The organism is Micromonospora sp. DT47 (assembly GCF_049844475.1).
Classification (GTDB): domain Bacteria; phylum Actinomycetota; class Actinomycetes; order Mycobacteriales; family Micromonosporaceae; genus Micromonospora.
The window spans coordinates 365,133-390,795 of the sequence record NZ_JBNCLC010000003.1 but is presented as its reverse complement, the minus strand read 5'-3'; the positions used below and the strand labels follow the sequence as shown (position 1 = coordinate 390,795).

Below are 25,663 nucleotides of genomic sequence, written 5' to 3'. Positions count from 1 at the left end.
CGGCCGGGGCGGTCCGTCCGGGGCGCTCGGGGGGGCGGGACGACCGGCGGCGGGGGGCGTAACGTCGGCGTAACGAGGCCCGGGGAGACTGGGCGGTCAGGTCGGGTAAAGCCCGGTCGAAGGCGGACAAGACTGTCGCGAGGGGTTGGGGAAGTGGACCGTCAGCAGGAGTTCGTCCTCCGCACGCTGGAAGAGCGGGACATCCGCTTCGTCCGGCTGTGGTTCACCGACGTGCTCGGCACGCTGAAGAGCGTGTCGGTCGCCCCGGCCGAGCTGGAGGCGGCCTTCGAGGAGGGCATCGGGTTCGACGGCTCGGCGATCGAGGGCTTCGCCCGGGTCTTCGAGTCCGACATGGTCGCCATGCCGGATCCGACCACCTTCCAGGTCTTCCCGTTCGAGGGCGGGGTCAGCGGCGAGAGCGCGAGGATGTTCTGCGACATCCTGCTCCCCGACGGCGGACCGTCCTGGGCCGATCCGCGGCACGTGCTGCGCCGGGCGCTGTCCAAGGCGGCCGAGAAGGGCTTCACCTTCTACACCCACCCGGAGATCGAGTTCTTCCTGCTGGAGAACGGTCCGATGGACGGCTCCGTGCCGGTCCCGGTGGACACCGGCGGCTACTTCGAGCACACCACCCACGCGGTGGCCCGGGACTTCCGACGGCAGGCGGTGCTGGCGTTGGAACGGATCGGCATCTCGGTGGAGTTCAGCCACCACGAGGTGGCGCCCGGCCAGCAGGAGATCGATCTGCGCTACGCCGACGCGCTCACCACCGCCGACAACATCATGACCTTCCGGCATGTGGTCAAGGAGGTGGCGCTCTCCACCGACGTGCAGGCCAGCTTCATGCCGAAGCCCTTCACGGACCAGCCGGGCAGCGGTATGCACACCCACCTGTCGCTGTTCGAGGGAGAGCGGAACGCGTTCCACGACGCGGGCGACCCGATGAAGCTCTCCAAGGTGGCGAAGTCCTTCATCGCCGGCCTGCTGATGCACGCGCGGGAGTACACCGCGGTCACCAACCAGTGGGTCAACTCGTACAAGCGGCTCTTCCCGCTGGCGCTGCCGGACCGGATCACCGAGAGCCCGGCGTACGTCTGCTGGGGTCACCTGAACCGCTCCGCGCTGGTCCGGGTGCCGGCGTACGGCAAGCCGAACTCGGCCCGGGTGGAGGTCCGCTCGCTGGACTCGGCGGCGAACCCGTACCTGGCCTTCGCGGTGATGCTCGGCGCCGGGCTCAAGGGCATCGAGGAGGGTTACGAGCTGCCGCCGGGCGCCGAGGACGACGTCTGGTCGCTGACCAGCGCCGAACGGCGGGCCATGGGGTACGAGGCCCTGCCGGAGAACCTGGCCGAGGCGATCGACGTGATGGCCGGTTCGGAGCTGGTCGCCGAGGTGCTCGGCGAGCACGTCTTCGACTTCTTCCTGCGCAACAAGCGGGCCGAGTGGGAGCAGTACCGCCGCGAGGTCACCCCGTACGAGCGGCAGCGGTACCTCTCGCTGTAGCGCGGGGCTGCCGACGCTGGCGCGGTGCCGCTATCGTCTCGATCACCGCGCTGGCACTCCCGCCGGGCGGAGAGGGTCGGGAGGCCGTCGGTGCTGGAGGATCTGCTCACCGGAGCATGGCAGAGCGTCGTGTTCGGGGTCGTCGGGGTGGCGCTGATGGCGGCCGGCTTCGTGTTGGTCGACCTGCTCACTCCCGGCAAGCTGCGGGAGCTGATCTGGGTGCACCGCAACGGCAACGCCGGGCTGCTGCTCGCCGCCAACCAGCTCGGCATCGCGGGGATCGTCTTCACCGCGATCCTGACCAGCTACAGCGACTTCGGCAAGGGGCTCGCCTCCACAGTGATCTTCGGGCTGATCGGCCTGCTGATCATGGCGCTCGCGTTCTTCGTGCTCGACCTGCTGACCCCGGGCAAGCTCGGCGAGATCATCTGCTCGGACCAGCCGCACCCGGCGGCCCGGGTCAGCGCCGCCGCCCACTTCGGCGCCGCGCTGATCGTCTGCGCCTGCATCGCCTGACCGTCGTACCTCCGTCGTAGGTTCCGGCGGTGAACCGGACGGACCGTCTCTACGCCCTGGTGGAGGATGGCGGTCGCGCTGCACCGGTTGGATGCCACCCCGTTCGCCGGGGCGGGCGCCACCGCGCAATCGACCGGCCTCGCCTTGAACTGCGACTCCGACACCACCAGGGGGCGCCATTGATAAAGCCACCAGACGAGACCAAACCACCCATGGACCGGTCGTCCAAGGCGGTGATCTCGCAGGTGCTCGCCGATAGCGTGACGCCGCTGCTCAAGCGGCACGGGTTCGACCGCCGGGGCCGCACGTACGACCGGGCCAGGGATGGGCGGCGAGAGCTGATCAATGTCCAGCCCAACAAGTGGAACAACCGGTACGGTGGGTCGTTCACGATCAACTTGGGAATCTTCATCCCCGAGGTGGACTCCATCGTCTCGCTGTATCCGCTGCAGGCGCCGCCGCAGGAACCCGAGTGCCATATCCGGTGCCGGATCGGCGATGTCGGGCCGGACGGGCGGATGCGCGACGACAAGGGCGCCGACGCGTGGCGGGGCTGGCGGGCGTTTGACGCGCAGACGGACCTGTCCGCGTTCGGTGCCGAAGTCCGCCAATGGGTTGAGCGCAACGCGCTCGGCTTCTTCGACAAGATGAGCACCGGGGCGGGCATGCTTGCGCGGCTGCGCCGATACCCGATGCCGGCCGACTGGGTGGGGCTGCGGGAGGTCGTCCTGGCCGCGTACGCGGGCGAGCCAACCCTGGCCCAGGAATGCCTCGACGTGGTCGTCGCCAAGGCTTCCCCTGGGCCGAACCGGATACTCCGCGAGGCCGCACGCGTCGCTGGCCGGCTTGGCCTCGCCTGCCCGGCACCAACCGACGAACCTGCCCTGACGGCTGTGTTCCGGGTGGCCGCAGACACGACGCCACAGGACCGCTACAGCGCGTTCTACCACCTGGAGAACAAGTTCAGCCAATACGTTGCGCTGTTGCGCACAGTGCTACCGGTCCAAGACGCAGCCCAGCTGTACCACACTGCGGAGTGCACAAGCCTTGCCTGCACCGTCACCTTCTACGGTGCTAATCCCGAGGACCTGCTCGACCGTCTTCGACGTGCCTTCGAGCGCCTGTCCGAACTGTTCGCCGAGATCACCTGGCAGGTCAATCCGGCCGCTCCACGGCGCGCAGCGATCTCCGATGTCGTACCCTGACCAACTTTGACTTTTTCGGAGGTTGAGTTGGCTGAGTATCCGCAGGAAGTCACGCAGCGCTTCCAAGGCACCCCCGAGCAGATGGCTGCCGCCTTGGTAGGCGAGCCCCCAATAAAGTGGCAGTCCATCGTCATCGAGGATCATGACCCGGCTTGGGTGGATCGATTCGCTGCTGCCAGCTCGTTGCTCAACGAGGTTCTGGGCGGCCTGATCATCATGGTTGAACACGTCGGGTCCACATCGGTGCCGGGTCTGGCGGCTAAGCCCATCATCGACATCGATCTCCTTATTGAGGACACGACGGACGAGTCCCGCTACATCCCCGCCCTTGAAAGGCTCGGGTACCGACTCGTTCTTCGAGAGCCGTGGTGGCACGGGCACCGGATGCTCGTGAGCCCTGCGGAGGACGTCAATCTGCACGTCTGGCCGCAGGTTGCGCCTGAACCCGTACGGCACAGGCTCTTCCGCGACTGGCTGCGCTCGCATCCAGAAGACCGGGAGCTTTACGCCACGACCAAGCGGCGCCTCGCGCGGGACACCGCGCATCAACCTAGCGACTACAGCCTGGCGAAGAACGACGTCATCGATGACATCTATGCGCGCATCTTCGCAGCAACCGGCGAGGAGGGTCGGGGCTGACCCCAAGCCGTGGCGACGCGGACGCACTCGGCCTGGGAGGCAGGCGTCCGCTCAGCCGATGCGGTATTTGGATCACCAAGCCGGCCGCGAGGTGGCCCCGCCGCGGAGGCGGTTCCGGCCGGGAGGAGAGGGACGGCCGGACGGGGGGACGGCGGGGCCACCGGGTCACCTGCCGGTCGTACCCTGCGGGCCGCCGTGGTGGCCGCGGCCGCCCGGGCCCGGGAATACGCCGGCCTCGACGGCCTTGGTGATCGCGTCGGCCTGCTCCTGGGTGAGCTTGCCGTCCTTGACGGCCTGGTCCAGCCGCTCCTTCAGCTGTGCCTGCCGGTCCTCGGTGGATGGGCGCTCCGGCCGGTCGGCCTTCTGCTGCTCGCGCACCTTCTCCAGGGCGGCGGTCACCTTGTCGGTGGAGACGCCCAGCTCCTTGGCGAGGGCTTCGGCGAACGCGGCCTGCCGGTCGGCCCGCTGCTGCTGCCGGTCGGTGCCCTGCTCGGTGCTGTTGCTGGCGCTGGGCGTCGGGGTGGCATCCTCGGCGAAGGCCACGGTGGGGGCGGCGATCCCCACGCCGAGCACTCCGGCGGCGGCCAGGCCGGCCAGCAGGTGCTTCTTCGACATCGTGCGGGACATCAGTCCTCCAGCTGTTCGGTGGTGGTGCGCTGACGTCACCGACCGTGACTGCCGAACCTGGGGGAATCCCGTCCCGACCCTGTCAGCGAGCTGGCAATCGTGCCCGCAATTCTGCCCAAACCACCCACACCGCGCCCTCCGGCCCCGGGAGCGGGGCCGGGGTCAGCGGACGGCGGGGGAGACGGTGAGCGTGCCGGCGTCGGTGTCGAGGACCGCGCGGGTGCCCACCGGGACGGTCAACTGACCGGCGCCGTGCCCGATGGGCAGGCCGCCGAGGACCGGGACGCCGAGGTCGCCGAGGCGTTCGGTCAGCACGTCGACGACGGTGGTGTCCCAACCGTCGGCGCACTCGGTGAACTGGCCCACCGCCACCCCGGCGATCCTGTCCAGCGCGCCGGCTCGGCGCAGGTGGGTGAGCATCCGGTCGACCTTGTACGGCGGCTCCTGCACCTCCTCGACCAGGAGTACCGCCCCGGTCAGGTCCGGCAGGTCCGGGGTGCCGATCGACGCGGTGATCAGGCAGAGGTTGCCGCCGAGCAGCGGCCCGGCCGCCCGCCCCGGCACCCGTACCCCGAAGGTCTCCTCCTCGGCCACCGCGGCGACGGTGACCGGCTCGGTGGTCATCAGCGCGGCGTGCAGCGACTCCGCCGAGCGCAGCGGGGTGCGCTCGTCCAGCCAGGCGGCCCCGGGCCCGTGCACGCTGGCCAGCCGGGCGCCGCGCCAGAGCGCGAACTGCAGCGCGGTGATGTCGGAGAAGCCGGCCACCACCTTCGGATTCCGGCGGACCGCGGCCATGTCGATCAGGTCGACCACCCGCTGCGCGCCGTAGCCGCCCCGGGTGCAGATCACCCCGCGCACCTCCGGATCGGCGAACGCGGTGTTCAGGTCGGCGGCGCGCAGCTCGTCCCCGCCGGCCAGGTAGCCCCGCTGGGCGTACGCGTTCGGCGCCAGCACCGGCCGCAGCCCCCAGCCGGTGAGCAGCTCGATGCCGCGCGCCACCCGCTCCGGCCGGGTCGGCCCGGACGGCGACACGAGCATCACGGTGTCGCCCTCGCGCAGCACGGGCGGAAGCAGGGCGGAAGCGTCGTCGATCACAGCGGCAGAGCCTAGCGGGCGTCGCCGCCTGGCCGAGCCGTTCCCGGCGGCCGGTGGCGCACCCGATAGCCTCGACACCGTGGCGACCGCGCTGGTGATCGAGAATGACCCGACCGACGACCTCCGCCGGCTGGGGGAGTGGCTGACCGAGGGGGGCTTGGAGCTGCACGTGCTCCGCCCGCACGCGGGCGAGGAGCTCCCCGCCGACCTGGCGGGGTACGCCGCGCTGGTGGTGCTCGGCGGCGAGCAGCAGGCGTACCCGCTGCCCGACGGCACTCCCGGCGCGCCCTGGTTCCCGGCGCTCGAGGGGCTGCTGCGCAAGGCGGTCCGGTACCGGGTCCCGACCCTCGGCGTCTGCCTCGGCGCCCAACTGTTGGCCACCGCGCACGCCGGCCTGGTGGAGCGCAGCCCGTCCGGCCCCGAGGTCGGCCCCGGGGTGGTCGGCAAGCGGGACGCCGCCGACGCCGACCCGCTCTTCCGGTACGTGCCGCTGATCCCGGACGTGCTCCAGTGGCACTCCGACGAGATCACCGAGCTGCCCCGGGGCGCCACCCTGCTGGCCGCCTCCACCCGCTACCCGCACCAGGCGTTCCGCCTCGGCGACCGGGCCTGGGGGTTGCAGTTCCACATCGAGTGCGACACCGCGATGATCGCCGACTGGGCCCGCGACTCCGACCTGCTGGCCGAGCTGGGGTACGACGAGGAGCTGGTGGTCGCGGCCTGCGACCGGGTGATGGCCGACGTCGAGGAGGTGTGGCAGCCGTTCGCCATCCGGTTCGCCGCTCTCGCCCTCGGCGAGCTGGACGACGACACCCCCCGCCGCAGTCTGCCGCTGCTCGGGCACTGAGATGACCAGACCGGCCAGGGGACTGCTCGCCCGGTACGGCTTCGGCACCGCCGAGGGGGACGGCGGCGCCCGTGCGGCCGACCTGCTCGGCCCGGAGGGGCTCGGGCTGTGGCGCACCGACGAGCAAGAACCCACCGACGAGGACGCCGCCGAGCTGCTGGCCGCGCTCTCCCGGGCCGCCGACCCGGACCTGGCCCTGCGCCAGCTGCACCGCCTCGTCGAGGCCGAACGCCGCGTCGCCGACAAGCCGGCGGTGCTCGACGCACTGCACGCCGACCCGGGGCTGCGCCGCCGGTTGGTCGCCGTGCTCGGCGCCTCCTCCGCGCTCGGCGACCACCTGGTGGCCAACCCGAGCCAGTGGTCGGTGCTGGCCACGGCCGCGGACGGGCTCGCCCCCGCCGCCGACGGCCGGCTCGACCTGGCCCTGGCCGGGCGGCTGACCGTCGCGACCCAGCCGGTGGCGGTGCTCCGCCAGGCGTACCGGTTGGCGCTGCTGCGGATCGCGGCGGCCGACCTGACCGGCGGGCGCGGCCTGGAGCAGACCATGGCGGCCCTCTCCGCACTGGCCGACGCGACCCTGTCCGCCGCGTACCGGATCGCCGTCGACGAGCTGCCCGAGGGTACGCGCCGGCCCCGGCTGGGCGTGGTGGCGATGGGCAAGTGCGGCGGCGACGAGCTGAACTACGTCTCCGACGTGGACGTGATCTTCGTAGCCGCCGACGACGAGGACCTGACCGCCGCCACCACGGTCGCCACCCGGCTGATCCACGTCTGCGGCCTGGTCGCCTGGCCGGTCGACGCGGCGCTGCGTCCGGAGGGCAACCGGGGGCCGCTGGTGCGAACCCTGGCCAGCCACCTCGCCTACTACCAGCGGTGGGCCCGGACCTGGGAGTTCCAGGCGCTGCTCAAGGCCCGGCCGGCCGCCGGCGACCTGGCGCTGGCCGGCGAGTGGATCGAGGCCCTCGCCCCGCTGGTCTGGCGCGCCGCCGAGCGGCCCGAGGCGGTCGAGGACGTCCGGGCCATGCGCCGGCGGATCATCGAGAACATCCCGCCGAAGCAGCTGGAACGCGAGATCAAGCGCGGCTCCGGCGGGCTGCGCGACATCGAGTTCGCGGTGCAGCTGCTGCAACTGGTGCACGGCCGCGGCGACGACTCGCTGCGGGCGCCCGGCACCATCCCGGCGCTGCGCGCGCTGGTCGCCGGCGGCTACGTCGGCCGGGCCGACGGCGAGGCGCTGCTGCGCGGCTACCGCTTCCTGCGCGGGGTCGAGCACCGGCTCCAGCTCCAGGGCCTGCGCCGTACCCACACCGTGCCGACCGAGCCGGCCGCGCTGCGCTGGCTCGCCGCCGCGCTCGGCTACACCGCCACGCAGGGCCGCAGCGCCGTCGAGATCTTCCGCGCCGACTGGGTCGCGCACGCCGCCGAGGTACGCCGGCTGCACGCCAAGCTGCTCTACCGGCCGCTGCTGGAGTCGGTGGCCCGGGTGCCCGCCGACGGGCTGCGGCTGACCCCGGAGGCGGCCCGGCACCGGCTGGAGATCCTCGGCTTCGCCGACCCGGCCGGGGCGCTGCGGCACCTCCAGGCGCTCACCGGCGGGGTGAGCCGGACCGCCGCGATCCAGCGCACCCTGCTGCCGGTGCTGCTCAGCGAGTTCGCCGACGCCCCCGAACCGGACCGGGGGCTGCTCAACTACCGGCAGGTCTCCGACAAGCTCGGCAGCACCCCCTGGTACCTGCGGCTGCTGCGGGACGAGGGGCCGGTGGCGCGCCGGCTGGCCCGGGTGCTCTCCTCCTCCCGGTACGCGGCCGACCTGCTCGCCCGGGAGCCGGAGGCGCTGCGGCTGCTGGCCGAGGAGAGCGAGCTGGTGCCACGTACCCGGGAGGTGCTCTGCGACGGCTTCGCCGCCGCGGCGGCCCGCTACCCGGACCCGGAGCAGGCCACCCGCGCGGTGCGCGCGCTGCGCCGGCGGGAGCTGGTCCGGATCGCCTGCGCCGACCTGCTCAGCCGGGCCGGCGGGCTGGCCCCGCGCCCCGAGCGCGGGTCCCGGTCGGCCGCCCTCGCCGAGGTGGCCGCGGTCGGGACGGCGCTGGCCTACGTCACCGACGCCACCCTGGCCGCCGCGCTGCGGACCGCCCGAGCCGCCCAGCCGGCACCGCCCGGGCTGCGCTTCGCGGTGATCGGCATGGGCCGGCTCGGCGGGTACGAGTCGAACTACCTCTCCGACGCCGACGTGCTCTTCGTCTACGACCCGCCGGCCGGGGTGACCGAGAGCGCGGCCAGCGCTGCCGCGCACGCCGTCGCCGAGGAGCTGCGCCGACTGCTCGGCATGCCCGCCCCCGACCCGCCGCTCGGCGTCGACGCCGACCTGCGACCGGAGGGCCGGCAGGGCCCGCTGGTGCGCAGCCTCGCCGCGTACGCGCAGTACTACGCCCGCTGGTCGAAGGTGTGGGAGGCGCAGGCGCTGCTGCGGTCCCGGTTCGTCTGCGGCGACGCCGACCTGGGCGCCGAGTTCGAGGCGATGGTCGACCCGGTCCGCTACCCGGCGGACGGGCTGACCCGGGAACAGGTGATCGAGATCCGCCGGATCAAGGCCCGGGTGGAGAACGAGCGGCTGCCCCGGGGCGCCGACCCGGCCACCCACACCAAGCTCGGGCGGGGTGGCCTGGCCGACGTCGAGTGGGCGGTGCAGCTGCTCCAGCTCCGGCACGCCGGTGAACAGCCGGCGCTGCGCGGCACGCGTACCCTCGACGCGCTCGCGGCCGCCCGGGACGCCGGCCTGGTCGACCCGGCGGACGCCGCCGAGATGGCCGCCGGCTGGACCCTCGCCGCCCAGGTCCGCAACGCGCTGATGCTGGTCCGCGGCCGGGCCGGCGACCAGCTGCCCCGGCACGGGGTGGAGCTGGCCGGGGTGGTCCGGCTGCTCGGCCGGGACGACCCGGGCGAGTTCCTCGACGAGTACCTGCGGACCGCCCGGCGTTCCCGTGCCGCGATGGAACGGGTGCTGGAGGCCTGAGCCCCCGCCGTTACCGCCGGCGCACCAGCACCAGGTGGTCGACCAGGGTGGCGGGCTCGCCGTCCGGGCCGGTGGCCGGCCGGCGCGGCGCGTCCAGCCGCTCGGTGTGCCAGCCGTCCGGGTCGAGGTCGAGCGCGGCGAGCGTCTCTTCCGGGGTGGGGAAGCGCACGTCGGGGTGGGCCAGGCGGCTCCACGGCGGGACCTCGCCGTGCTCGACGACGAGCAGCCGGCCGCCGGGCGCGACCGCCCGGGCCGCCGCCCGCAGCACCTCGGTCCGGGGGAAGTCCAGCGGCGACTGGAGGAACTGCGCGGAGACCAGGTCGAACACGCCGGCCGGGAAGGTCCGGGCGAGGTCGTGCCGCTGGAAGTCCACCAGGGACGACACCCCGGCCCGGGCCGCCTCGGCCGCGGCCCGGTCCAGCGCGGTGGTGGAGACGTCGACCGCGGTGACCCGCCAGCCCCGGCCGGCGAGCCAGATCGCGTCGCCGCCCTCGCCGCAGCCGAGGTCCAGCGCGGTGCCCGCCGGCAGCGACCCGGCGACGTCGACCAGGTGCGGGTTGGCCCGCCCGCTCCAGACCCGCTCCCGCCGTTGGTAGAGCTCGTCCCAGTGCCGCGCGGTCTCGGCGTCCACACCGGCCGCGTCCACGTTGGCCGCGAGGGCGCGCCGGGCGGCAACGGCCCGGTCGGTCTCCTCGGCGATCAGATCGGCGTTGAGCGCGGCGGCTGCCTTCAGGCCCGCCGCAGCGGCCGCGATCACCGTGGCCTGCGGGTCGGCCACGTTGCCGGCGACCCAGACGCCCGGCACCTCGGTCGCCCCGGTGGGGTCGGCGGTGACGTGGCTGCCGAGCACCTGCCCGGCGACGACGAAGTCGCTGGTCGGCAGCCCGAGATCGGCGAGCAGCCCGACCCGGGCGTGGAACCGGGGCGAGACCACCAGGGCCTGCCGGGCGAGCACCTCGCCGGAACGGAGCCGTACCCCGGTCAGCCGGTCGTCGGTCACCTCCAGCGCGGTCACCTCACCCGCGACCACGGTGACGCCCCGGGCGGCCAGCTGCTCGGCCTGGTCGTCCGGCAGCGGCGGCCCGGTGTGGGTGAACACCACCACGTCGTCGGTGAGCTGGCGGAACAGCAGCGCCAGGTGCGTCGCCGTCGGGCCGGTGGCGAGCACGCCCACGGCCTGGTCCCGTACCTCCCAGCCGTGGCAGTACGGGCAGTGCAGCACGTCCCGGCCCCACCGCTCGGCGAGGCCCGCGACCGCGGGCAGCTCGTCGGCGAGGCCGGTGGTGACCAGCAGCCGTCGGGCCCGCACCGCGCGGCCGTCGGCCAGCTCCACCGCGAACCGGGCGCCGTCGGGCTCGTCGTCGGGCAGCCGCCGGGCCGCGGTCACCCGGCCGTCGCGGACCGGTACGCCGTACCGGGCGATCTCGGCCCGGCCGGTCGCGTAGAGCTCGGCGGGGGGCAGGCCCTCGCTGGTCAGGTAGTTGTGCACGTGGCCGGCGGGGGCATTCCGCGGGGTGCCGTCGTCGACCACCAGCACCGACCGGCGGGACCGCCCCAGGGCGAGGGCGCCGCTGAGCCCCGCCGCGCCGCCGCCGACGACCACCACGTCCTGGATCGCTGCTTCCGTCATCGTCCGAGCCTCCTCCGGGCGGGCCGGTCCCGCCCCGACCTTCCGGATCGTCCGCGCTCCCAGGCGTCGGTGACAAGTATTGTTGCCGTTATGGCAAACGACGGAGGGCCGGCGGACATCGCGACGACCGCGGCGGCGCCGGACGAGGTGCTGGCGACGGTCGGCCCTCGGCTGCGCGCGCTGCGCCAGCAGCGCGGGGTGACGCTGGCCCAGCTCGCCGCGGCCACCGGGATCTCGGTCAGCACGCTGTCCCGGCTGGAGGCAGGCGGGCGCCGGCCGACCCTGGAGTTGCTGCTCGCCCTGGCCCGGTTCCACCGGGTGCCGTTGGACGACCTGGTCGGCGCGCCGGAGACCGGGGATCCCCGGGTGCATGCCCGGCCGGTGGTCCGCTTCGGGATCACCATCGTGCCGCTGACCCGCCGTCCCGGGGGTGTGCAGGCGTACAAGATGATCTATCCGGCGCGGATGCCGGCGGGGGAGCCGGCCCAGCAGGTCCACGAGGGGTACGAGTGGCTCTACGTGCTCTCCGGCCGCTGCCGGCTGCTGCTCGGCCCGCACGACCTGACCCTCGACGCGGGGGAGGTCGCCGAGTTCGACACCCGGACGCCGCACTGGTTCGGCAACCCGTTGGACACCCCGCTGGAGATCCTCAGCCTGTTCGGGCCGCAGGGGGAGCGGCTGCACGTCCGGGCCCGCCCCTCCCCGGTCCGCCGCGACCCCGACCCGGCCTGACCCGGAGAGCGCCGATCGGATCGCCCGGGGCGGCCTGACGGGCGATGCGCCGATGGGACGCCCGGGGCTGCCATCCACTGTCGCGGCCCTTTCGAGCTGATGGCGCGAACGAATCGCCGCTCCGTGGCACCGTCGCCGCCGTCCCTGGCGGGCCGGCCCGCTGCTGTCCTGGGCGTGCCGGGCTCGCCGCCGGCCAGGGGGTGCCTGGCCCGCCACCGGCGGGGTTGAGTCGTTGACGACATCAGCTCCACAGGACGCGCGGGAGGCGTCCGACACCCGGCGCGAGACTGGGCGGCCCGAGCGGCCGTCAGCCGCCCAGGGTGTACGTGCCGGCGCGCGGCACCGTCACCGTCGTCCAGTCGCCGTCGGCGCTGACCGTGGCGCCGCCGGAGGCGGTCAGCCAGCGGGTGTGCCGGACCCGGACCGGCACCGTCCCGGCGGCCGGCGTGCGGAAGGTCAGCGACGCCGCGTCCTGCCGGACCAGCTCGCCCGGCGCGCCGACGATCGGCGTCGGGTCGGCCACCGCCCAGAGCCGCCAGTGGGCGTCCGACCAGACCTCGGTCAGGTACGGCACCCCCGCCTCGACCAGCTCGGCCTCGGCCCGGCCCACCCAGGAGAGCGGGACGTCGGGGACGGCCACGTACTGCACGGCGTTCTCCGCGAGCCAGGCCCGGTAGCTCTCCGAGGTCAGCGGCACCCCGGTGCCGGTGGCCCCCGGTACGGTGCCGAAGAAGAGCGGATTGCGGGCGATGTCCGCCTGCCGCAGCCAGCCCCGGGCCAGCGGCACCTCGCCGAGCTGCGCCGCCTCCCAGTAGTTGCGGGTCGGCGGGACCTCCACCCGCCCGGTGAGCCCCCGCCGGGCCAGCTCGGCGCGGAGCGGTGCGAAGAACGACCGGCTGGCGGTCTGGTCGTCGACGCTGCGCAGGTCGGCGGCGACCACCGGCGGCTGCCACCAGCAGACCACCACCAGCAGCGCGGCCAGCGCCACGCCGCCGGCCGCCCGGCTCCGCAGCCGCTCGGCGAGCCGACCCGCGACCCCGGCGGGCGGGCGGGCGGCGGCGGCCAGCACCGGGAGCGCGAACATCGTCACCAGCCGGGTCGCGTTCAACCCGACCGGGGTGTGCACCAGCGCCGCCGCCAGCACCCCGGCCGCCGCCAGCAGCGCCCCCACCCGCACCGGCCGGTACGCCACCAGCGCGGCGACCAGCAGGCTGGTCAGCACCGCCCGCAGGGTGTCGGTGCGGCTGATGTTCATCCAGCCGCCCTCGCCGAAGAGCAGCCCGGTCATCCCGATCGGCACCGCCGCGGCGACGCCGAGCAGCAGGCCGTCGGCGTACCGGCGGGTGAGCAGCAGCGCCGCCCCGGCCAGCCCGACGAAGAGGCCGGCCACCGGGCTGGTCGCCGACGCCAGCAGCGCGCCAGCCACCACCAGGACCGGCCTCGTCCAGCGTCGGGACCCGGCACGACCGGCGCCGGACCCCGGGCCGGTCCCGCCCTCCGGCGAGGCGGGCGGGGGCAGGGTGAGGGCGAGCAGCGCGGCCAGGCCGAAGGCCACCCCGAGGGCGTACGTCACCCGGCCGGAGACCACGTTGCCGGCGATCGTGAGCACCCCGACCAGGCTGCCGAGCAGGGGCCGGGGCACGCCGGTGCGGACCAGCAGCGCGGCGAACGCGGTGGCGGCCGCGACCAGCGCCAGGACCCCGGTGAGCCGTACCCCGAGGGTGGCCATCAGCGGCGGGGAGACCAGGCTGTAGCCGAGCGGGTGGATCCCGCCGTACCAGCGCAGGTCGACCAGGGCGGGGCCGTGCGCGGCGAAGAAGTCGGCGCGGGCCACCTGGGCGGAGAGGTCGGAGCCCATCCTCGGCAGGGCCAGGTACACCCAGCCCAGCACGGCGGCGCAGACGGCGGAAAGCCCCACCACCCTGCTGCCCCGCATGCCCACCTCCGGTCCGCGACCACGGTACTGGCAGCATGTCCGACGTGCCTCACCACCTCTCGCGCTGGATCGGACTGGCCGGCTCGGTGCTGCTCGCCGTCGCCGCGTACCTCGGTGGCGCGCTGCCCGACGGGGAGCTGCGCCCCACCCCGGTCAGCATCTGGCAGGGCCCGCACGGGCCCTTGATCATCGGCCTCTGGCTGGTCGGCACCGCGCTGATGGCATGGGCCTGGTGGTCTGTGCGCGACCGGGTGCCGTCGGCCCGCTGGGCGCTGGTCACCGCCGGGCTCTGGCTGCTCCCGCTGCTGCTCGCGCCGCCGCTCGGCAGCCGGGACGCCTACGCGTACGCCTGCCAGGGCGCCAGCTACGCGGCCGGGATCAGCCCCTACGAGCAGGGCGTCTCCGCATTGCCCTGCCCCTGGCTGGACACCATCTCGTACATCTGGCGCGACACCCCCGCGCCGTACGGGCCGCTGTTCATCATGATCTCCGGCGCGATCGTCAAGGCCACCGGCTCGCTCACCGCCGCCGTCGCGCTGTTCCGGCTGCTGGCGGTGGCCGGGCTGGCATTGACCGCCTGGTGCCTGCCGGTGCTGGCCCGCCGATGCGGGGTCCCGGTGCCGCGGGCGCTCTGGCTGGCGCTGGCCTCCCCGCTGATCGGCGTGCACCTGATCTCCGGGGCGCACAACGACGCGCTGATGGTCGGCCTGCTGGTCGCCGGGCTGGCAGTGGTGGCGTCCCGGCCCGGTCGCCGCTGGCCGCTGCTGGCCGGGGGAGTGCTGCTCGGGCTCGCCGCCGCGGTCAAGGTGACCGCGCTGGTGGTGGTGCCGTTCGCGGCGCTGGCCGCGATGGCCGGGCCGTACCGGATCCGGACGCTGGTCCGCGACGGCGGCCCGGTGGTCGGCGGCGCGCTCGCCGCGGCGGTCGGTGTGACCTTCGCGGCGGGCCTGGGCTTCGGCTGGATCAGCGGGCTGGAACAGGGCAGCCTCGTGATCGCCTGGACCTCGCCGCCCACCGCGGTCGGGCAGACCGTGGGGTACGTGGCGGCGCTCTTCGGCGCCCACGTTGACGCGTTGCCGGTGACCCGGGCGATCGGCGTGCTGGTCCTCGCGGTGCTGCTGGTCTGGCTCTGGTGGCGGGCCCGCACCCGGGACCCGCTCTGGCACGCCGGCCTGGCGCTGGCCGCCACGGTGGCCCTGGCCCCGCTCTTCCACCCGTGGTACTGGACCTGGCCGCTGGTCGTGCTCGCCGCCACCGCCCGGCGGGACACCCGGTGGTTCGCGCTGGTCGCGCTGGTGTCGTCGTTCCTGGTGCTGGCCGACGGCACCGGGCTGGCCCGGTACACCAAGATGCCCGGCGCCCCGCTGATGACGCTGTTGGTGATCGTGGTGGCGGTCCGGTTGGTACGGTCGGCTCGGGCGGCCCGCCGGCCGGCCCCCATCGACTGAGGAGAGGTAGCCGGTGACCGAGCCCGGCGCGCCGAGCGACGGCCGGGCCCGCCTCGCGCGGTACGCCGGCCTGGTCGGCGCGGTGCTGCTGACCGTGGCCGGTTGGCTCGGCGGTGCGCTGCCGGACGTCCCGCCCACCGGCCCGTGGCTCGTCCGGCACGGGCCCTGGGCGCTGGGTGGCTGGCTGGTCGGCACCGCGCTGCTGGTCGGCGCGTGGTGGGCGCTGCGCCGGGGCGTCCCGTCGACCCGGTGGGCGTACCTCACCGCGGGGTTGTGGCTGCTGCCGCTGCTGGCCGCGCCCCCGCTGTCCAGCCGGGACGTCTACTCGTACGCCTGCCAGGGCTGGTCGTACGCGGCCGGACACGACCCGTACCAGGCGGGGGTGGCGGCGGCGGGGTGCCCGTGGCTGGACTCGGTGGCGCCGATGTGGCGGGACACCCCGGCCCCGTACGGCCCGTTCTTCGTGCTGCTCGCCGCGTTGGCCGCGATCCTCGGCGGCGGTCTGGTCGGCGCGCTGGTGCTGCTGCGGCTGTTCGCCCTGGCCGGGGTGCTGCTGGCCGGGCTCTGCCTGCCGGGGCTGGCCCGGGCCGCCGGGGTGCCCACCGGTCGGGCGGCCTGGCTGGCGTTGGCCTGTCCGCTGGTCGGGGTGCACCTGGTGGCCGGCGCGCACAACGACGCGGTGATGCTCGGGCTGCTCCTGCTCGGCCTGCTGGTGCTGGTCCGGATGCCCGGCAGGCCGGGGCCGCTGCTGGTGGCCGGCGCGCTGCTCGGGCTGGCGGTGGCGGTGAAGGCCACCGCGGTGGTGGTGCTGCCGTTCGCCGCCCTCGCGGCGGTGCTCGGCCGCTACACCTGGCGGGCGCTGGTGCGCGACGGCGGCTGGCTGGCCGGCGGGGTGCTGGCCACGCTGGCCGCCACCTCGGCGCTGTCCGGGCTGGGACTGGGCTGGATCGGTGGGCTGGCCCGCAGCGGCGACTCGCAGCAGTGGACCTCGCCGCCGACCGCGGTCGGCTTCGTCGTGGACTACCTCGGGGAGTTGACCGGGCGCCGGCCGGGCGCGGTGCCGGTCACCCGGGCGGTCGCGTTGGTGCTTTTGGCGGTGCTGCTGGTGGTGCTCTGGTGGCGGGCCTGGACGTCGCTGCGCCGACTCAACGACGTCCCGCAGCGGGTGCGCCGGCTGGCTGCGGCCCGGCCCCGGGTCGCCCTCTTCGGAGCCGGGGTGGCGCTGGCCGCCACGGTGGCCCTGGCCCCGGTCTTCCACCCCTGGTACGCGACCTGGCCGCTGGCCGTGCTGGCCGTCTCGGCGGTCCGGACCACCTGGTTCGTGCTGCCCAGCGCGGTGGCCGCCTTCCTGACCCTGCCGGACGGCACGACGGTGGCCCGGTACGGCAAGGCGCCCGGGGCGATCGCGATGACGGTGCTGGTGGTGGCGCTTGCCGGCTGGACGGTGCGGGCCCGCCGGACGCGTTCGAGCTGAATTCCCGGAGGTGCTTGACGGTGACCCCGTCGGAACCTATATTTAACGCATCCGTTAATTAACGAGGTGGTTAAGGAAATGGCGACCGATCGACTCAGCGTCATCTTCGCGGCGCTGGCGGACCCGACCCGCCGGGCGATCCTCGCCCGGTTGGCCGAGGGGGACGCCACCGTCACGGAGCTCGCCGAGCCGTTCGCGATCAGCCTCCCGGCCATCTCCCGGCACCTGAAGGTGCTCGAGCATGCCGGGCTGATCTCCCGGACCCGCGCCGCCCAGTGGCGCTCCAGCAGTCTCAACCCGGAGCCGTTGCGGGAGGCGACGGCCTGGATGGAGCGGTACCGGCAGTTCTGGGACACGAACTTCGACCGACTCGACGCGCACCTCAAGCGGATGCAGCAGGCACAGGCGACACCGACCGAGGATCCACAGTGAGAGAGGACAGCACCATGAGCGAGACCACGGCCACCAAGGAACTCGTCATCACCCGCATCTTCGACGCGCCCCGGGAGCTGGTCTACCGCGCCTTCACCGACCCCGACCAGCTTGCCGCGTGGTTCGGCCCGGTCGGTTGGTCGGTGCCCCGGGAGAGCGTCGACGTCGACGCCCGGGTCGGCGGCCACCAGCGGTTCACCATGGTCAACGACGACGACCCGAACATGACCTCCCCGGCCAACGGCACCTTCATCGAGGTGATCGAGAACGAGCTGCTCGTCGGCTACGAGGACGTGCAGGGCATGCCCGGCATGGGCCCCCGGCTCACCATGCGGCTGGAGTTCCACGACGAGGGCGGCAAGACCCGGCTGGTGCTGCGGCAGGGCCCGTTCAGCGAGGAGATGGAGGGCATGTCGCGGGAGGGCTGGAACAGCTCCTTCACCAAGCTGGACGCCCTGCTCGCCCGCTGAGCACCCGGCGACAGGAAACGGCCGGGCCGGCCCCGCGCGATCGCGGAGCCGGCCCGGCCGGTGGTTGAACGCTGCTCAGCAGTCGTAGTACATGGCGAACTCGTGCGGGGTCGGGCGCAGGCGCACCGGGTCGACCTCGTTGGCCCGCTTCCACTCCACCCAGGTGGAGATCAGGTCCGGCGTGAAGACGCCGCCGTCGAGCAGGTAGTCGTGGTCGGCCTCCAGCGCGTCGAGCACCTCGGGCAGCGAGCCCGGCACCTGCTCGACCGAGCCCCACTCCTCCGGCGGCAGGTCGTACAGGTCCTTGTCGATCGGCGTCGGCGGCTCGATCTTGCTCTTGATGCCGTCCAGGCCGGCCATCATCATCGCCGAGAAGGCCAGGTAGACGTTGGCCGACGGGTCCGGCACCCGGAACTCGACCCGCTTGGCCTTCGGGTTGCTGCCGGTGACCGGGATGCGGGTGCAGGCGGAGCGGTTGCGCTGCGAGTAGACCAGGTTGACCGGCGCCTCGAAGCCCGGCACCAGCCGGCGGTACGAGTTGACCGTCGGGTTGGTGAAGGCGAGCAGCGACGGGGCGTGGTGCAGCAGGCCGCCGATGTACCAGCGGGCGGTGTCCGACAGGCCGGCGTAGCCGGTCTCGTCGTAGAACAGCGGCTCGCCGTTCAGCCAGAGGCTCTGGTGGGTGTGCATGCCCGAGCCGTTGTCGCCGAAGAGCGGCTTCGGCATGAAGGTCGCGGTCTTGCCGTTGGCCCAGGTCTCGTTCTTCACGATGTACTTGAAGAGCTGGAGCTGGTCGGCGGCGTGCAGCAGCGTCGAGAACCGGTAGTTGATCTCGGACTGGCCGGCGGTGCCCACCTCGTGGTGCGAACGCTCCACGGTGAAGCCGGTGTCGACCAGCCGGCGCACGATGCTGTCGCGCAGGTCGGCGTAGTGGTCGACCGGCGGCACCGGGAAGTAGCCACCCTTGTACGCGGTCTTGTAGCCGCGGTTGCCGCCCTCTTCGACGCGGCCGGTGTTCCAGGCGCCCTCGATCGAGTCGATGTAGTAGAACGACTGGTGCGCCGAGGTCTCGTGGCGGATCGAGTCGAAGATGTAGAACTCCGCCTCGGCGCCGAAGTACGCGGTGTCGGCGATGCCGCTCGCGGCGAGGTACGCCTCGGCCTTCTTGGCCACGTTCCGCGGGTCGCGCGAGTAGGCCTCGCGGGTGAACGGGTCGTGGATGAAGAAGTTGAGCGCGAGGGTCTTCTGCGCGCGGAACGGATCGATGAAGGCGGTGGCGACGTCCGGGAGCAGGAGCATGTCCGACTCATGGATCGCCTGGAAGCCGCGGATCGACGAGCCGTCGAACGCGAGGCCGTCGGTGAAGAGCTCGTCGCTGACGGACTCGACCGGCAGGTTGAAGTGCTGCATCACGCCGGGCAGGTCACAGAAACGTACGTCGACGAACTTCACGTCCTCGTTCTTGAGGTATCGCAGGAGTTCCTCGGGATTGGCGAACACACGTCCTCCTGGCACGTCCACGGGGTGGCTGGGCTCTGGCGACGCTATGACCGCGGGGTTGCCCGGCCGTGTCTCCGATGTTTCTGCCGTGTTACGTCGCTCGCGGAGCGTCATCTGCGCCGCTCAGTCCCCTCCGGGTCTCCGTTCGGACGATACCGGCTGATGCGGAGTATTGCTAATTGATGCTTTTGGTCCGATTCCGCGATGCGTGCCGATCCGGGAACCACCGGGCGCCTCGCTACCCTTGACCGCTGTGACCAACCCCGCCGCCGCCGTACCGGTGCCGCCCGCCACGGACCCCGCCTTCACGCCCCCGAGCATCGGTCGTCGCTTCGGCGCCCTGGTGATCGACTGGGTGCTCTGCCTGCTGATCGCCCGGGGCTTCGCCGATCCGGTCCGTGACGGCTGGCCGCCCGTCCTCGTGCTGATCCTGGAGTACGGCTTCTTCCTCGGGCTGTTCGCGCAGACCCCGGGCATGTTCATCACGAGGATCCGCTGCGTGGGCTGGGCCGACGGCGGCCGGATCGGGCTGGTCCGGGCCCTGCTGCGCGGCCTCCTGCTCGCCCTGGTGGTGCCCGCACTGATCATGGATGAGCACCGGCGCGGCCTGCACGACCGCCTCACCGGCTCGGTCATCACCGACGCTCCCCGCCCCGCCCGCCCCTGACCGCCGGAGCCGGGTCCGCTGTGGCGGGCCCGGCTCCTCGCGTACGGCTGGGGGGTCAGCGGCCCCGCGGCTGGCGGAACGCGCCCGGCGGCCGCATGTTCTTCGGGATCGCGCCCTTGGGCATCTGCGGGCGGGAGGTGAGCGCCTTGAGCCGCTTGTCGAGCGAGTTGACGTCCTTGCCGTTGAGCGTGCGCGGCAGCCGCATCAGGGTCATCCGCAGCTTGCGGATCGGCAGCTCACCCTCGCCCTGACCGATCACGTAGTCGTGCAGCGGCGCGGAGCCGATCACCTTGGCCAGCCGGCGCTTCTCCTGGCCGAGCAGGCCGCGCACCCGCTGCGGATTTCCCTCGGCCAGCAGGATCACGCCGGGACGACCGATGACCAGGTGCACCATGTCCATCTGGGTGGTGGAGCTGACCGCCGGGGTGACCCGCCAGTCGCCGCGCATGCTCTCCATGATCTGCGCCGCCGCGCCGGGCTGCCCCTCGGCGGCGTTCATCATCGCCTTGTTGGACCGCAGGTTCAGCACGATCAGCACGGCGAGCAGGGCGAACAGGATGCCCAGCGGCAGCCAGAGCCAGCCCCAGAGGATCACCGCGACCACGGTGAGCGCGAGCGGGATCAGCACCGCCGCGGCGGCCAGCGGCGCGAACCACCTGTCCTGCTTGGCGGTGAACCGGAACACCATCCCGATCTGCTTCAGCCGCTGGCCGAACGAGACCTTCTCCTGGGGCTTTGCCATGTCGGAGAGTCTAGTGGTCCCGCGCGACGAGATGATCCGCGGCCGGCTGAGTACCTTACGAGCCCTCAGCGGTCGTTTCCGCGCCGGGTAAGGAGGGGGAGCGGCCGAAGATCAGGCGGCGCACCCATGCCCCCGGGCCACCTTCGCGCGGAGAGTCAACGTCAGAAGTCGACGACACGATCCGAAGGAGCCCGACATGTTCGGCAACGACGCAGAATTCCTCCTCAGCATCCACCGCTCGCACGCCGCCGAACTGCAGGCCGACGCCGAGGCGGACCGGCTCGCCCGGTCGCTGCCCCGCCGGCACGCACGGGGCTGGCTGGGCCGGCGGCGCCAGCCGGGCCGCTCCGACGCCGCCCGCCGGTGACCAGCACGACGGCCGCCGCCCCGGCGGCCACCCTCGACGGGCCCCCGCCGCCGGCCGGCACGGACCGGCCGGTCGGCGGGGACGGCGCCGGCGCCGCACATGGCATGCTCAGTGCCGTGACCGTACGCGCCGCCAGCACCGTCCTCGTCGGCCGCCAAGGCGAACTCGGGATGCTGCGCGCCGCGCTCGACCGGGCCCGCTCCGGCGAGCCCACCACCGTCCTGGTCGGCGGCGAGGCCGGGGTCGGCAAAACCCGCCTGCTGGAGGAGTTCGGCACGCTGGCCACCGCCGGCGGGGCCCGACTGCTGGTCGGCCAGTGCCTGGAACTGGGCGAGGCCGGCCTGCCCTTCGCGCCGTTCGCCGCCGCGCTGCGCGAGGTGCTGCGCCGCGACGGGGCGGGCGCCTTCGACGGGTACGAGTCGGAGTTCGCCCGCCTGCTGCCGGAGCTGGCCCGGGTGCCCGCCGCCGTCGCCGCGCCGGCCGGACCGGTGCCCTCCGACGCCCCCCGGGGCTACCTGTTCGACCTGGTCGGTGAGCTGTTCCACCGGCTCGCCACCGCCCAGCCGCTGGTGCTGCTGATCGAAGACCTGCACTGGGCCGACCGGTCCACCCGGGACCTGATCGGCTTCCTCGTCCGGGCCGCCCGCACCGCGCGGCTGCTGCTGGTCTGCACCTACCGCACCGACGAGCTGCACCGCGGCCACCCGTTGCGGCCCTTCCTCGCCGAGCTGGACCGGGCCCGGGGCGTGGAGCGGATCGAGCTGGGCCGGCTCGAGCGGGACGACACCGGCGTGGTCCTCGCCGACCTGCTCGGCGGTGAGCCCTCCGCCCGGGCCGTGGACGACATCCACGAACGCACCCAGGGCAACCCGTTCTTCATCGAGGAGCTGGCCGCCGCCAGTGGCCCGGTCGGCTGCGCCACCCTGTCGGACACCCTGCGGGACCTGCTGCTCGCCCGGGTCGATCGGCTCCCGGACGCCGCCCAGCGGGTGCTGCGCATCGCCGCCGCCGGCGGCACCCGCTTCGCCCACCAGCTCCTCGCCGAGGTCGCCGGCCTGCCCGAGCATGAGCTGGAGGACGCGCTGCGCGCCGCCGTCGCCGCCCAGCTGGTCGTCGCCGACCCCGACGGCGACTACGAGTTCCGGCACGCGCTGGTCCGCGAGGCCGTCCACGACGAGCTGCTCCCCGGCGAGCACGCCCGGCTGCACGCCCGGTACGCCGCCGCCATCGAGGCGCAGCCGCACCTGGTCGCCGCCGGCCGGGCCCCGGCCGAGATCGCCCACCACTGGCACGCCGCCCACGACCACCCCCGCGCCCTGGTCACCGCTCGCGCGGCGGCCGGCGCGGCCGCCGACCGGTATGCGTACGCGGAGCAGAGCCGGCTGCTGGAACGGGTCCTTGAACTGTGGGAGGTGGTGCCCGACGCCGCCGACCGGCTCGGCATGGACCACCTGGCCGTGCTGGAGGAGACGGTGGTGGCGGCCACCGTCGCCGGCGACTACGGTCGCGCGCTGACCCTCACCCGGGCGGCGCTGGACGAGATCGACGAGGCGGCGCAGCCGCTGCGGGCCGCCCGGCTGCTCTACCGCCGGGGACGGCTGCTGACCCTGCTGGGCAAGACCGACGGCACTCCGGAGCTGCGCGCCGCGTACCGGCTGGCGGCCGGGGTGTCGGACGGTCCGGAACGCCTCCGGCTGCTCGCCGACGTGGCGGCCTTCCTGGCCCGCATCGACCGCGACGAGGGCGCCCGGATCGCCGACGAGGTGCTTTCCGCGGCGGACTCCTCGGGCGCGGCCGGCCCGCTGCTGCCGCTGAAGCTGACCCTGGTACGCCGCCGCGACGGGCTGCCCGACCTGGGGCTGGCCGACCTGCGGCGGGCCGAGGAGTCCGCCCGGCACGCCGGCGAGGGGTGGGCCGTCGTCAGCGCCCTGGTGCACGTCTCCGACGTGCTGTTCGAGCTGGGTCGCTACGCGGAGTCCGCCGAGGCGGCGGCGACCGGGGCGGAGGAGGCGCGGCGGGTCGGGGTGAGTCGCTCCACCGGCGCGTACCTGCTGTCGAACCGGGCCGAGGCGCTGCTCGCGCTCGGCGAGTGGAACGCCGCCGAGGCGACCTGCGCGGAGGCGGCCCGGATCGACCCGCCCGGGGTCACCGGCCTGCACTGGCTCCAGCTGCGCGCCGGGCTGCGGCTGGCCCGGGCCCACCCGGGCACCGAGGAGGCCCTCGGGCGGGCGCTGGCCTTCCTCGCCAAGCCCTACCTGCATCCGCACCAGCGGCTGCCGCTGCGCGAGCTGGAGGTGGAGGCGGCGCTCGCCGCCGATGACCGGCCCGAGGCGCTGCGGGCGGCGGCCGCCGCCGTCATGGAGGGCCGCCTGGCCGACCACCCCCGGTACGCGTGGCCGCTGCTGGCCGCCGTTGCCCGGGTGCTCCGCGCCACCGGCGAGCAGGACCTGGCCGTCCGGCTCGCGGCGGCCGCGTCCGGGCTGCCGACGCGGTTCCCGGCCGAGCGGGCGTACGCCGCCGAGGTGGCGGCCACCCTGGCGGGGCGGGACGCGGAGCTGCCGGCCTGGCGTACGGCGGTGCAGGCGTGGCGGGTCGACGGGCAGCCGTACGCCCTCGGCCGGGCGCTGCTGGCGCTGGCCGAGACGGCCGCCGCGGCGGGGGAGCGGGACGAGGTGTCGGCGGCGGTGACCGAGGTCGCCGGCATCGCCGGGCGGCTGGGCGCGACCCCGCTGGCCGAGCGGGCCGCCACCCTGGCCCGGCGGGTCGGGCTGCGCGGGGCGACCCGGGGCCGGCCCGGCGCCGACCTGCTCACCTCCCGGGAGCAGGAGGTGCTGCGGCTGGTCGCCGAGGGGCACAGCAACAGCCGGATCGCCGAGCAGCTCTTCATCTCGCCGAAGACGGCGAGCGTGCACGTGTCCCGGATCATCGCCAAGCTGGACGTCACCAACCGGACCGAGGCGGCCGCCCTGGCCCACCGCCTCGGCCTCCTCCACCACCCCGACCCCACCCCCCGCTGACCCCCCCGCCCGCGCACTTTCACGGGAAGAGTGGTCATTCGCGCCCGCCAGGCCACTCTTTCCGTGAAAGTGCGCAGGCGTACGCCGTGCCCGAGGCCGGCCGGCGGGGGTCAGCGAGCCGGCAGCCAGATCCGCCAGCCGTCGACGGTCACCGCCGTCAGACCGGCCGGGGGCCGCTGGTCGAGCCGCGCGGCGAGCGGGGAGCCGAGCGGCGCGACGTACGCCGGGTCCGCCGCCCGTTCCACCGCCCGTCGGTAGGCCGGCACCCGGTCGAAGCCGGGGCGCAGCCGCTCGTCCAGCACCGCGCAGACGATCTCCTCCCGGGCGGCGAAGGTGAGCCGGTTGCAGGTCCAGTACTCGCCGTACACCTGCCGGACGCCCCGCTCGCGCAGCGCGTCGACCAGCGCGCGGTGCCGCTGCGCCTCGGCCCGGTTGGCCGGCACGGTGGTCAGCGTCCCGGCGGTGGCGACGGTGGCGGTGGCGACCAGGGCGACCAGCGCCCCGACCGCCGCGACCCGCACCGGTGCCGTCCGACCGGCCGCCGGACCGCCGGCCTGTTCGCGGCCGCCGCGCGGTTCGCGGTTGCCGGGCCGGCGGGCCGCCTGCCACAGCGGCCAGAGCAGGGGCGGGGTCGAGATCAGCAGGCAGGACAGGTAGCGGGAACTCTCCACCGGGGTCCGCCCGGCGGCGCTGCTGACCGTGTACGCGGCGAGCGTCCCCACCGCGCCGAGCACCAGCGCGAGCCGCACCGCCGCCCCGGACGGCCCCGTGGTGCGGCTCTGCCGTCCCTTGATCGACTCCGTTCGCGGGCCGCCGGCAAGGGGGCGCAGCGTGCGCCAGGCCGACAGCCCGGCGAGGACCAGCAGCACCGGCAGGGCGACCGCCCACCAGAGCTGCCAGGGCGCGCAGTGGCTCGGCGAGCAGAGACCCATCCCCAACGGGGGCCCGAGCACCAGGCCGCCGTGCAGCCGGTCGACCCAGCCCGCCGTCGCGTCCCCGCCGCCGGCGGCGAGCACCGCCGCCACCGGGTTGCGGCCGTGCGCGAGGCTGTGCCCGAGCAGCGGCGCGGCGCCGAGCAGCGCGGCCCCGACGAGCAGCAGGCCATGCCGACCGCGCAGCTCCCGCCGGGCCGCCCAGACCAGCACCGCGCCGAGCGCCAGCAGGTACGGCAGCAGCAGCGGGTCGACCCAGAGCACCAGCCCGGCGAGCAGCCCGAATCCGGCGAAGCGCCACGGTCGCCCGGTGGGTCGGCCGGCGGCCAGGTCCAGGGTGAGCAGCGCCAGCGCCACCCCGATCGGGTTCAGCTCCGGGTAGCCGCCGCCGGCGATCAGCTGGTTCTTCACGATCCGGTCCGAGCCCAGCGCCAGCACCCCGACCACGAGCAGCGCGAACCAGCGGTCCCCGCCGAGCCGGCGGGTAAGCCGCCAGCCGAGGAACAGGAAGAGCGCGTACGACGCGAGCAGGGGCAGCCGCAGCGCCAGCACCGAGGGCCCGGCCAGGGCGAACAGCGGCGCGGCCAGGTACGCCTCCAGCGCCCCCATGTACGCCTGGCCGTAGAAGAAGACCGGGAAGTCCTCGCCCCGGGCGATGTGCAGCGCGGCGAGCCCCATCGTCGCCTCGTCGCTGTTGGTGCGCGGGGTGTCGGCCAGCAGCAGGGCCAGCCGGTACCCGACCCCGGCCAGGCCGACGAGCAGGGCGAGCAGCACCGGCGGTGGGGGCCACCGGCGGGCGCACGGGCCCGACGCGTCGCGCGCCTGCTGGCGTACCCCGGCGGTCATGCCTGTGATCATGACATCCGGGCGG

Annotated in this window: 21 protein-coding genes; 14 read left to right on the top strand and 7 right to left on the bottom strand. The window is 74.3% G+C overall.

Annotation, left to right across the window (positions count from 1 at the left end; genetic code table 11):
* Window positions 1-153: 153 nt before the first annotated feature.
* The 4 genes from glnA (ACLQ2U_RS06860) (at window position 154) to ACLQ2U_RS06845 (ending at window position 3,863) form a co-directional block, all read left to right on the top strand.
* Window positions 154-1,503 (top strand): type I glutamate--ammonia ligase, encoded by a 1,350-nt coding sequence (glnA, locus tag ACLQ2U_RS06860; RefSeq protein WP_425749681.1) that lies wholly within the window; start codon window positions 154-156, stop codon window positions 1,501-1,503.
* 90 nt (window positions 1,504-1,593) lie between these two features.
* A complete protein-coding gene (locus tag ACLQ2U_RS06855) occupies window positions 1,594-2,019 on the top strand; it encodes a DUF350 domain-containing protein (protein WP_425749680.1) in 426 nt (141 codons plus the stop codon).
* 212 nt (window positions 2,020-2,231) lie between these two features.
* The gene (locus tag ACLQ2U_RS06850) at window positions 2,232-3,224 is read left to right on the top strand and encodes a DUF4304 domain-containing protein (RefSeq protein ID WP_425749679.1); all 993 of its coding nucleotides are present in this window, start codon (window positions 2,232-2,234) and stop codon (window positions 3,222-3,224) included.
* Window positions 3,225-3,230: 6 nt separating this feature from the next.
* Complete coding sequence (locus ACLQ2U_RS06845) at window positions 3,231-3,863, top strand: GrpB family protein (protein ID WP_425749678.1); 633 nt, start codon at window positions 3,231-3,233, stop codon at window positions 3,861-3,863.
* Window positions 3,864-4,028: 165 nt separating this feature from the next.
* On the opposite strand, the gene ACLQ2U_RS06840 is transcribed toward ACLQ2U_RS06845, so the two are convergent.
* Both ACLQ2U_RS06840 and ACLQ2U_RS06835 read right to left on the bottom strand, forming a co-directional pair.
* Complete coding sequence (locus ACLQ2U_RS06840) at window positions 4,029-4,490, bottom strand: hypothetical protein (RefSeq protein WP_425749677.1); 462 nt, start codon at window positions 4,488-4,490, stop codon at window positions 4,029-4,031.
* A gap of 162 nt (window positions 4,491-4,652) precedes the next feature.
* A complete protein-coding gene (locus tag ACLQ2U_RS06835) occupies window positions 4,653-5,528 on the bottom strand; it encodes a S66 peptidase family protein (RefSeq protein ID WP_425749749.1) in 876 nt (291 codons plus the stop codon).
* A gap of 136 nt (window positions 5,529-5,664) precedes the next feature.
* On the opposite strand from ACLQ2U_RS06835, the gene ACLQ2U_RS06830 reads away from it, so the two are divergent.
* Both ACLQ2U_RS06830 and ACLQ2U_RS06825 read left to right on the top strand, forming a co-directional pair.
* Window positions 5,665-6,432 carry a type 1 glutamine amidotransferase gene (locus ACLQ2U_RS06830; protein ID WP_425749676.1) on the top strand — a complete coding sequence of 256 codons (768 nt, stop codon included), beginning with the start codon at window positions 5,665-5,667 and terminating at the stop codon, window positions 6,430-6,432.
* 1 nt (window position 6,433) lies between these two features.
* Window positions 6,434-9,445: a bifunctional [glutamine synthetase] adenylyltransferase/[glutamine synthetase]-adenylyl-L-tyrosine phosphorylase gene (locus tag ACLQ2U_RS06825; protein ID WP_425749675.1), complete on the top strand. Its 3,012-nt coding sequence runs from the start codon at window positions 6,434-6,436 to the stop codon at window positions 9,443-9,445.
* 10 nt (window positions 9,446-9,455) lie between these two features.
* Here the strand turns inward: ACLQ2U_RS06825 and ACLQ2U_RS06820 are convergent, their stop codons facing one another.
* On the bottom strand, window positions 9,456-11,075 hold the full coding sequence (locus ACLQ2U_RS06820) for an FAD-dependent oxidoreductase (RefSeq protein ID WP_425749674.1): 1,620 nt from the start codon (window positions 11,073-11,075) through the stop codon (window positions 9,456-9,458).
* A gap of 90 nt (window positions 11,076-11,165) precedes the next feature.
* Between ACLQ2U_RS06820 and ACLQ2U_RS06815 the strand changes: the two genes are divergently transcribed.
* Window positions 11,166-11,807, top strand: coding sequence for a helix-turn-helix domain-containing protein (locus ACLQ2U_RS06815; RefSeq protein ID WP_425749673.1), 642 nt, complete (start codon window positions 11,166-11,168; stop codon window positions 11,805-11,807).
* Window positions 11,808-12,114: 307 nt separating this feature from the next.
* Here the strand turns inward: ACLQ2U_RS06815 and ACLQ2U_RS06810 are convergent, their stop codons facing one another.
* Window positions 12,115-13,743 carry a hypothetical protein gene (locus ACLQ2U_RS06810; protein ID WP_425749672.1) on the bottom strand — a complete coding sequence of 543 codons (1,629 nt, stop codon included), beginning with the start codon at window positions 13,741-13,743 and terminating at the stop codon, window positions 12,115-12,117.
* Window positions 13,744-13,778: 35 nt separating this feature from the next.
* Between ACLQ2U_RS06810 and mptB (ACLQ2U_RS06805) the strand changes: the two genes are divergently transcribed.
* The 4 genes from mptB (ACLQ2U_RS06805) (at window position 13,779) to ACLQ2U_RS06790 (ending at window position 17,567) form a co-directional block, all read left to right on the top strand.
* A complete protein-coding gene (mptB, locus tag ACLQ2U_RS06805; RefSeq protein ID WP_425749671.1) occupies window positions 13,779-15,191 on the top strand; it encodes a polyprenol phosphomannose-dependent alpha 1,6 mannosyltransferase MptB in 1,413 nt (470 codons plus the stop codon).
* 13 nt (window positions 15,192-15,204) lie between these two features.
* The gene (mptB, locus tag ACLQ2U_RS06800; protein ID WP_425749670.1) at window positions 15,205-16,665 is read left to right on the top strand and encodes a polyprenol phosphomannose-dependent alpha 1,6 mannosyltransferase MptB; all 1,461 of its coding nucleotides are present in this window, start codon (window positions 15,205-15,207) and stop codon (window positions 16,663-16,665) included.
* Between the two features lie 78 nt (window positions 16,666-16,743).
* Window positions 16,744-17,097: an ArsR/SmtB family transcription factor gene (locus tag ACLQ2U_RS06795; RefSeq protein ID WP_425749669.1), complete on the top strand. Its 354-nt coding sequence runs from the start codon at window positions 16,744-16,746 to the stop codon at window positions 17,095-17,097.
* A gap of 14 nt (window positions 17,098-17,111) precedes the next feature.
* A complete protein-coding gene (locus tag ACLQ2U_RS06790) occupies window positions 17,112-17,567 on the top strand; it encodes an SRPBCC family protein (RefSeq protein WP_425749668.1) in 456 nt (151 codons plus the stop codon).
* Window positions 17,568-17,642: 75 nt separating this feature from the next.
* Here the strand turns inward: ACLQ2U_RS06790 and glnA (ACLQ2U_RS06785) are convergent, their stop codons facing one another.
* Window positions 17,643-19,067 carry a type I glutamate--ammonia ligase gene (glnA, locus tag ACLQ2U_RS06785; RefSeq protein WP_425749667.1) on the bottom strand — a complete coding sequence of 475 codons (1,425 nt, stop codon included), beginning with the start codon at window positions 19,065-19,067 and terminating at the stop codon, window positions 17,643-17,645.
* 244 nt (window positions 19,068-19,311) lie between these two features.
* Between glnA (ACLQ2U_RS06785) and ACLQ2U_RS06780 the strand changes: the two genes are divergently transcribed.
* Window positions 19,312-19,734 (top strand): RDD family protein, encoded by a 423-nt coding sequence (locus tag ACLQ2U_RS06780; RefSeq protein WP_425749666.1) that lies wholly within the window; start codon window positions 19,312-19,314, stop codon window positions 19,732-19,734.
* A 55-nt stretch (window positions 19,735-19,789) separates the two neighbouring features.
* Here ACLQ2U_RS06780 and ACLQ2U_RS06775 read toward each other — a convergent pair whose 3' ends face one another.
* The gene (locus ACLQ2U_RS06775) at window positions 19,790-20,476 is read right to left on the bottom strand and encodes a DUF4191 domain-containing protein (RefSeq protein ID WP_425749665.1); all 687 of its coding nucleotides are present in this window, start codon (window positions 20,474-20,476) and stop codon (window positions 19,790-19,792) included.
* A 196-nt stretch (window positions 20,477-20,672) separates the two neighbouring features.
* On the opposite strand from ACLQ2U_RS06775, the gene ACLQ2U_RS06770 reads away from it, so the two are divergent.
* A complete protein-coding gene (locus ACLQ2U_RS06770) occupies window positions 20,673-20,843 on the top strand; it encodes a hypothetical protein (RefSeq protein ID WP_425749664.1) in 171 nt (56 codons plus the stop codon).
* Window positions 20,840-23,860: a helix-turn-helix transcriptional regulator gene (locus tag ACLQ2U_RS06765; protein WP_425749663.1), complete on the top strand. Its 3,021-nt coding sequence runs from the start codon at window positions 20,840-20,842 to the stop codon at window positions 23,858-23,860. The genes ACLQ2U_RS06770 and ACLQ2U_RS06765 overlap by 4 nt, the downstream gene beginning before the upstream one ends.
* A gap of 110 nt (window positions 23,861-23,970) precedes the next feature.
* Here the strand turns inward: ACLQ2U_RS06765 and ACLQ2U_RS06760 are convergent, their stop codons facing one another.
* Window positions 23,971-25,638, bottom strand: coding sequence for a hypothetical protein (locus ACLQ2U_RS06760; RefSeq protein ID WP_425749662.1), 1,668 nt, complete (start codon window positions 25,636-25,638; stop codon window positions 23,971-23,973).
* Between the last annotated feature and the right edge of the window lie 25 nt (window positions 25,639-25,663).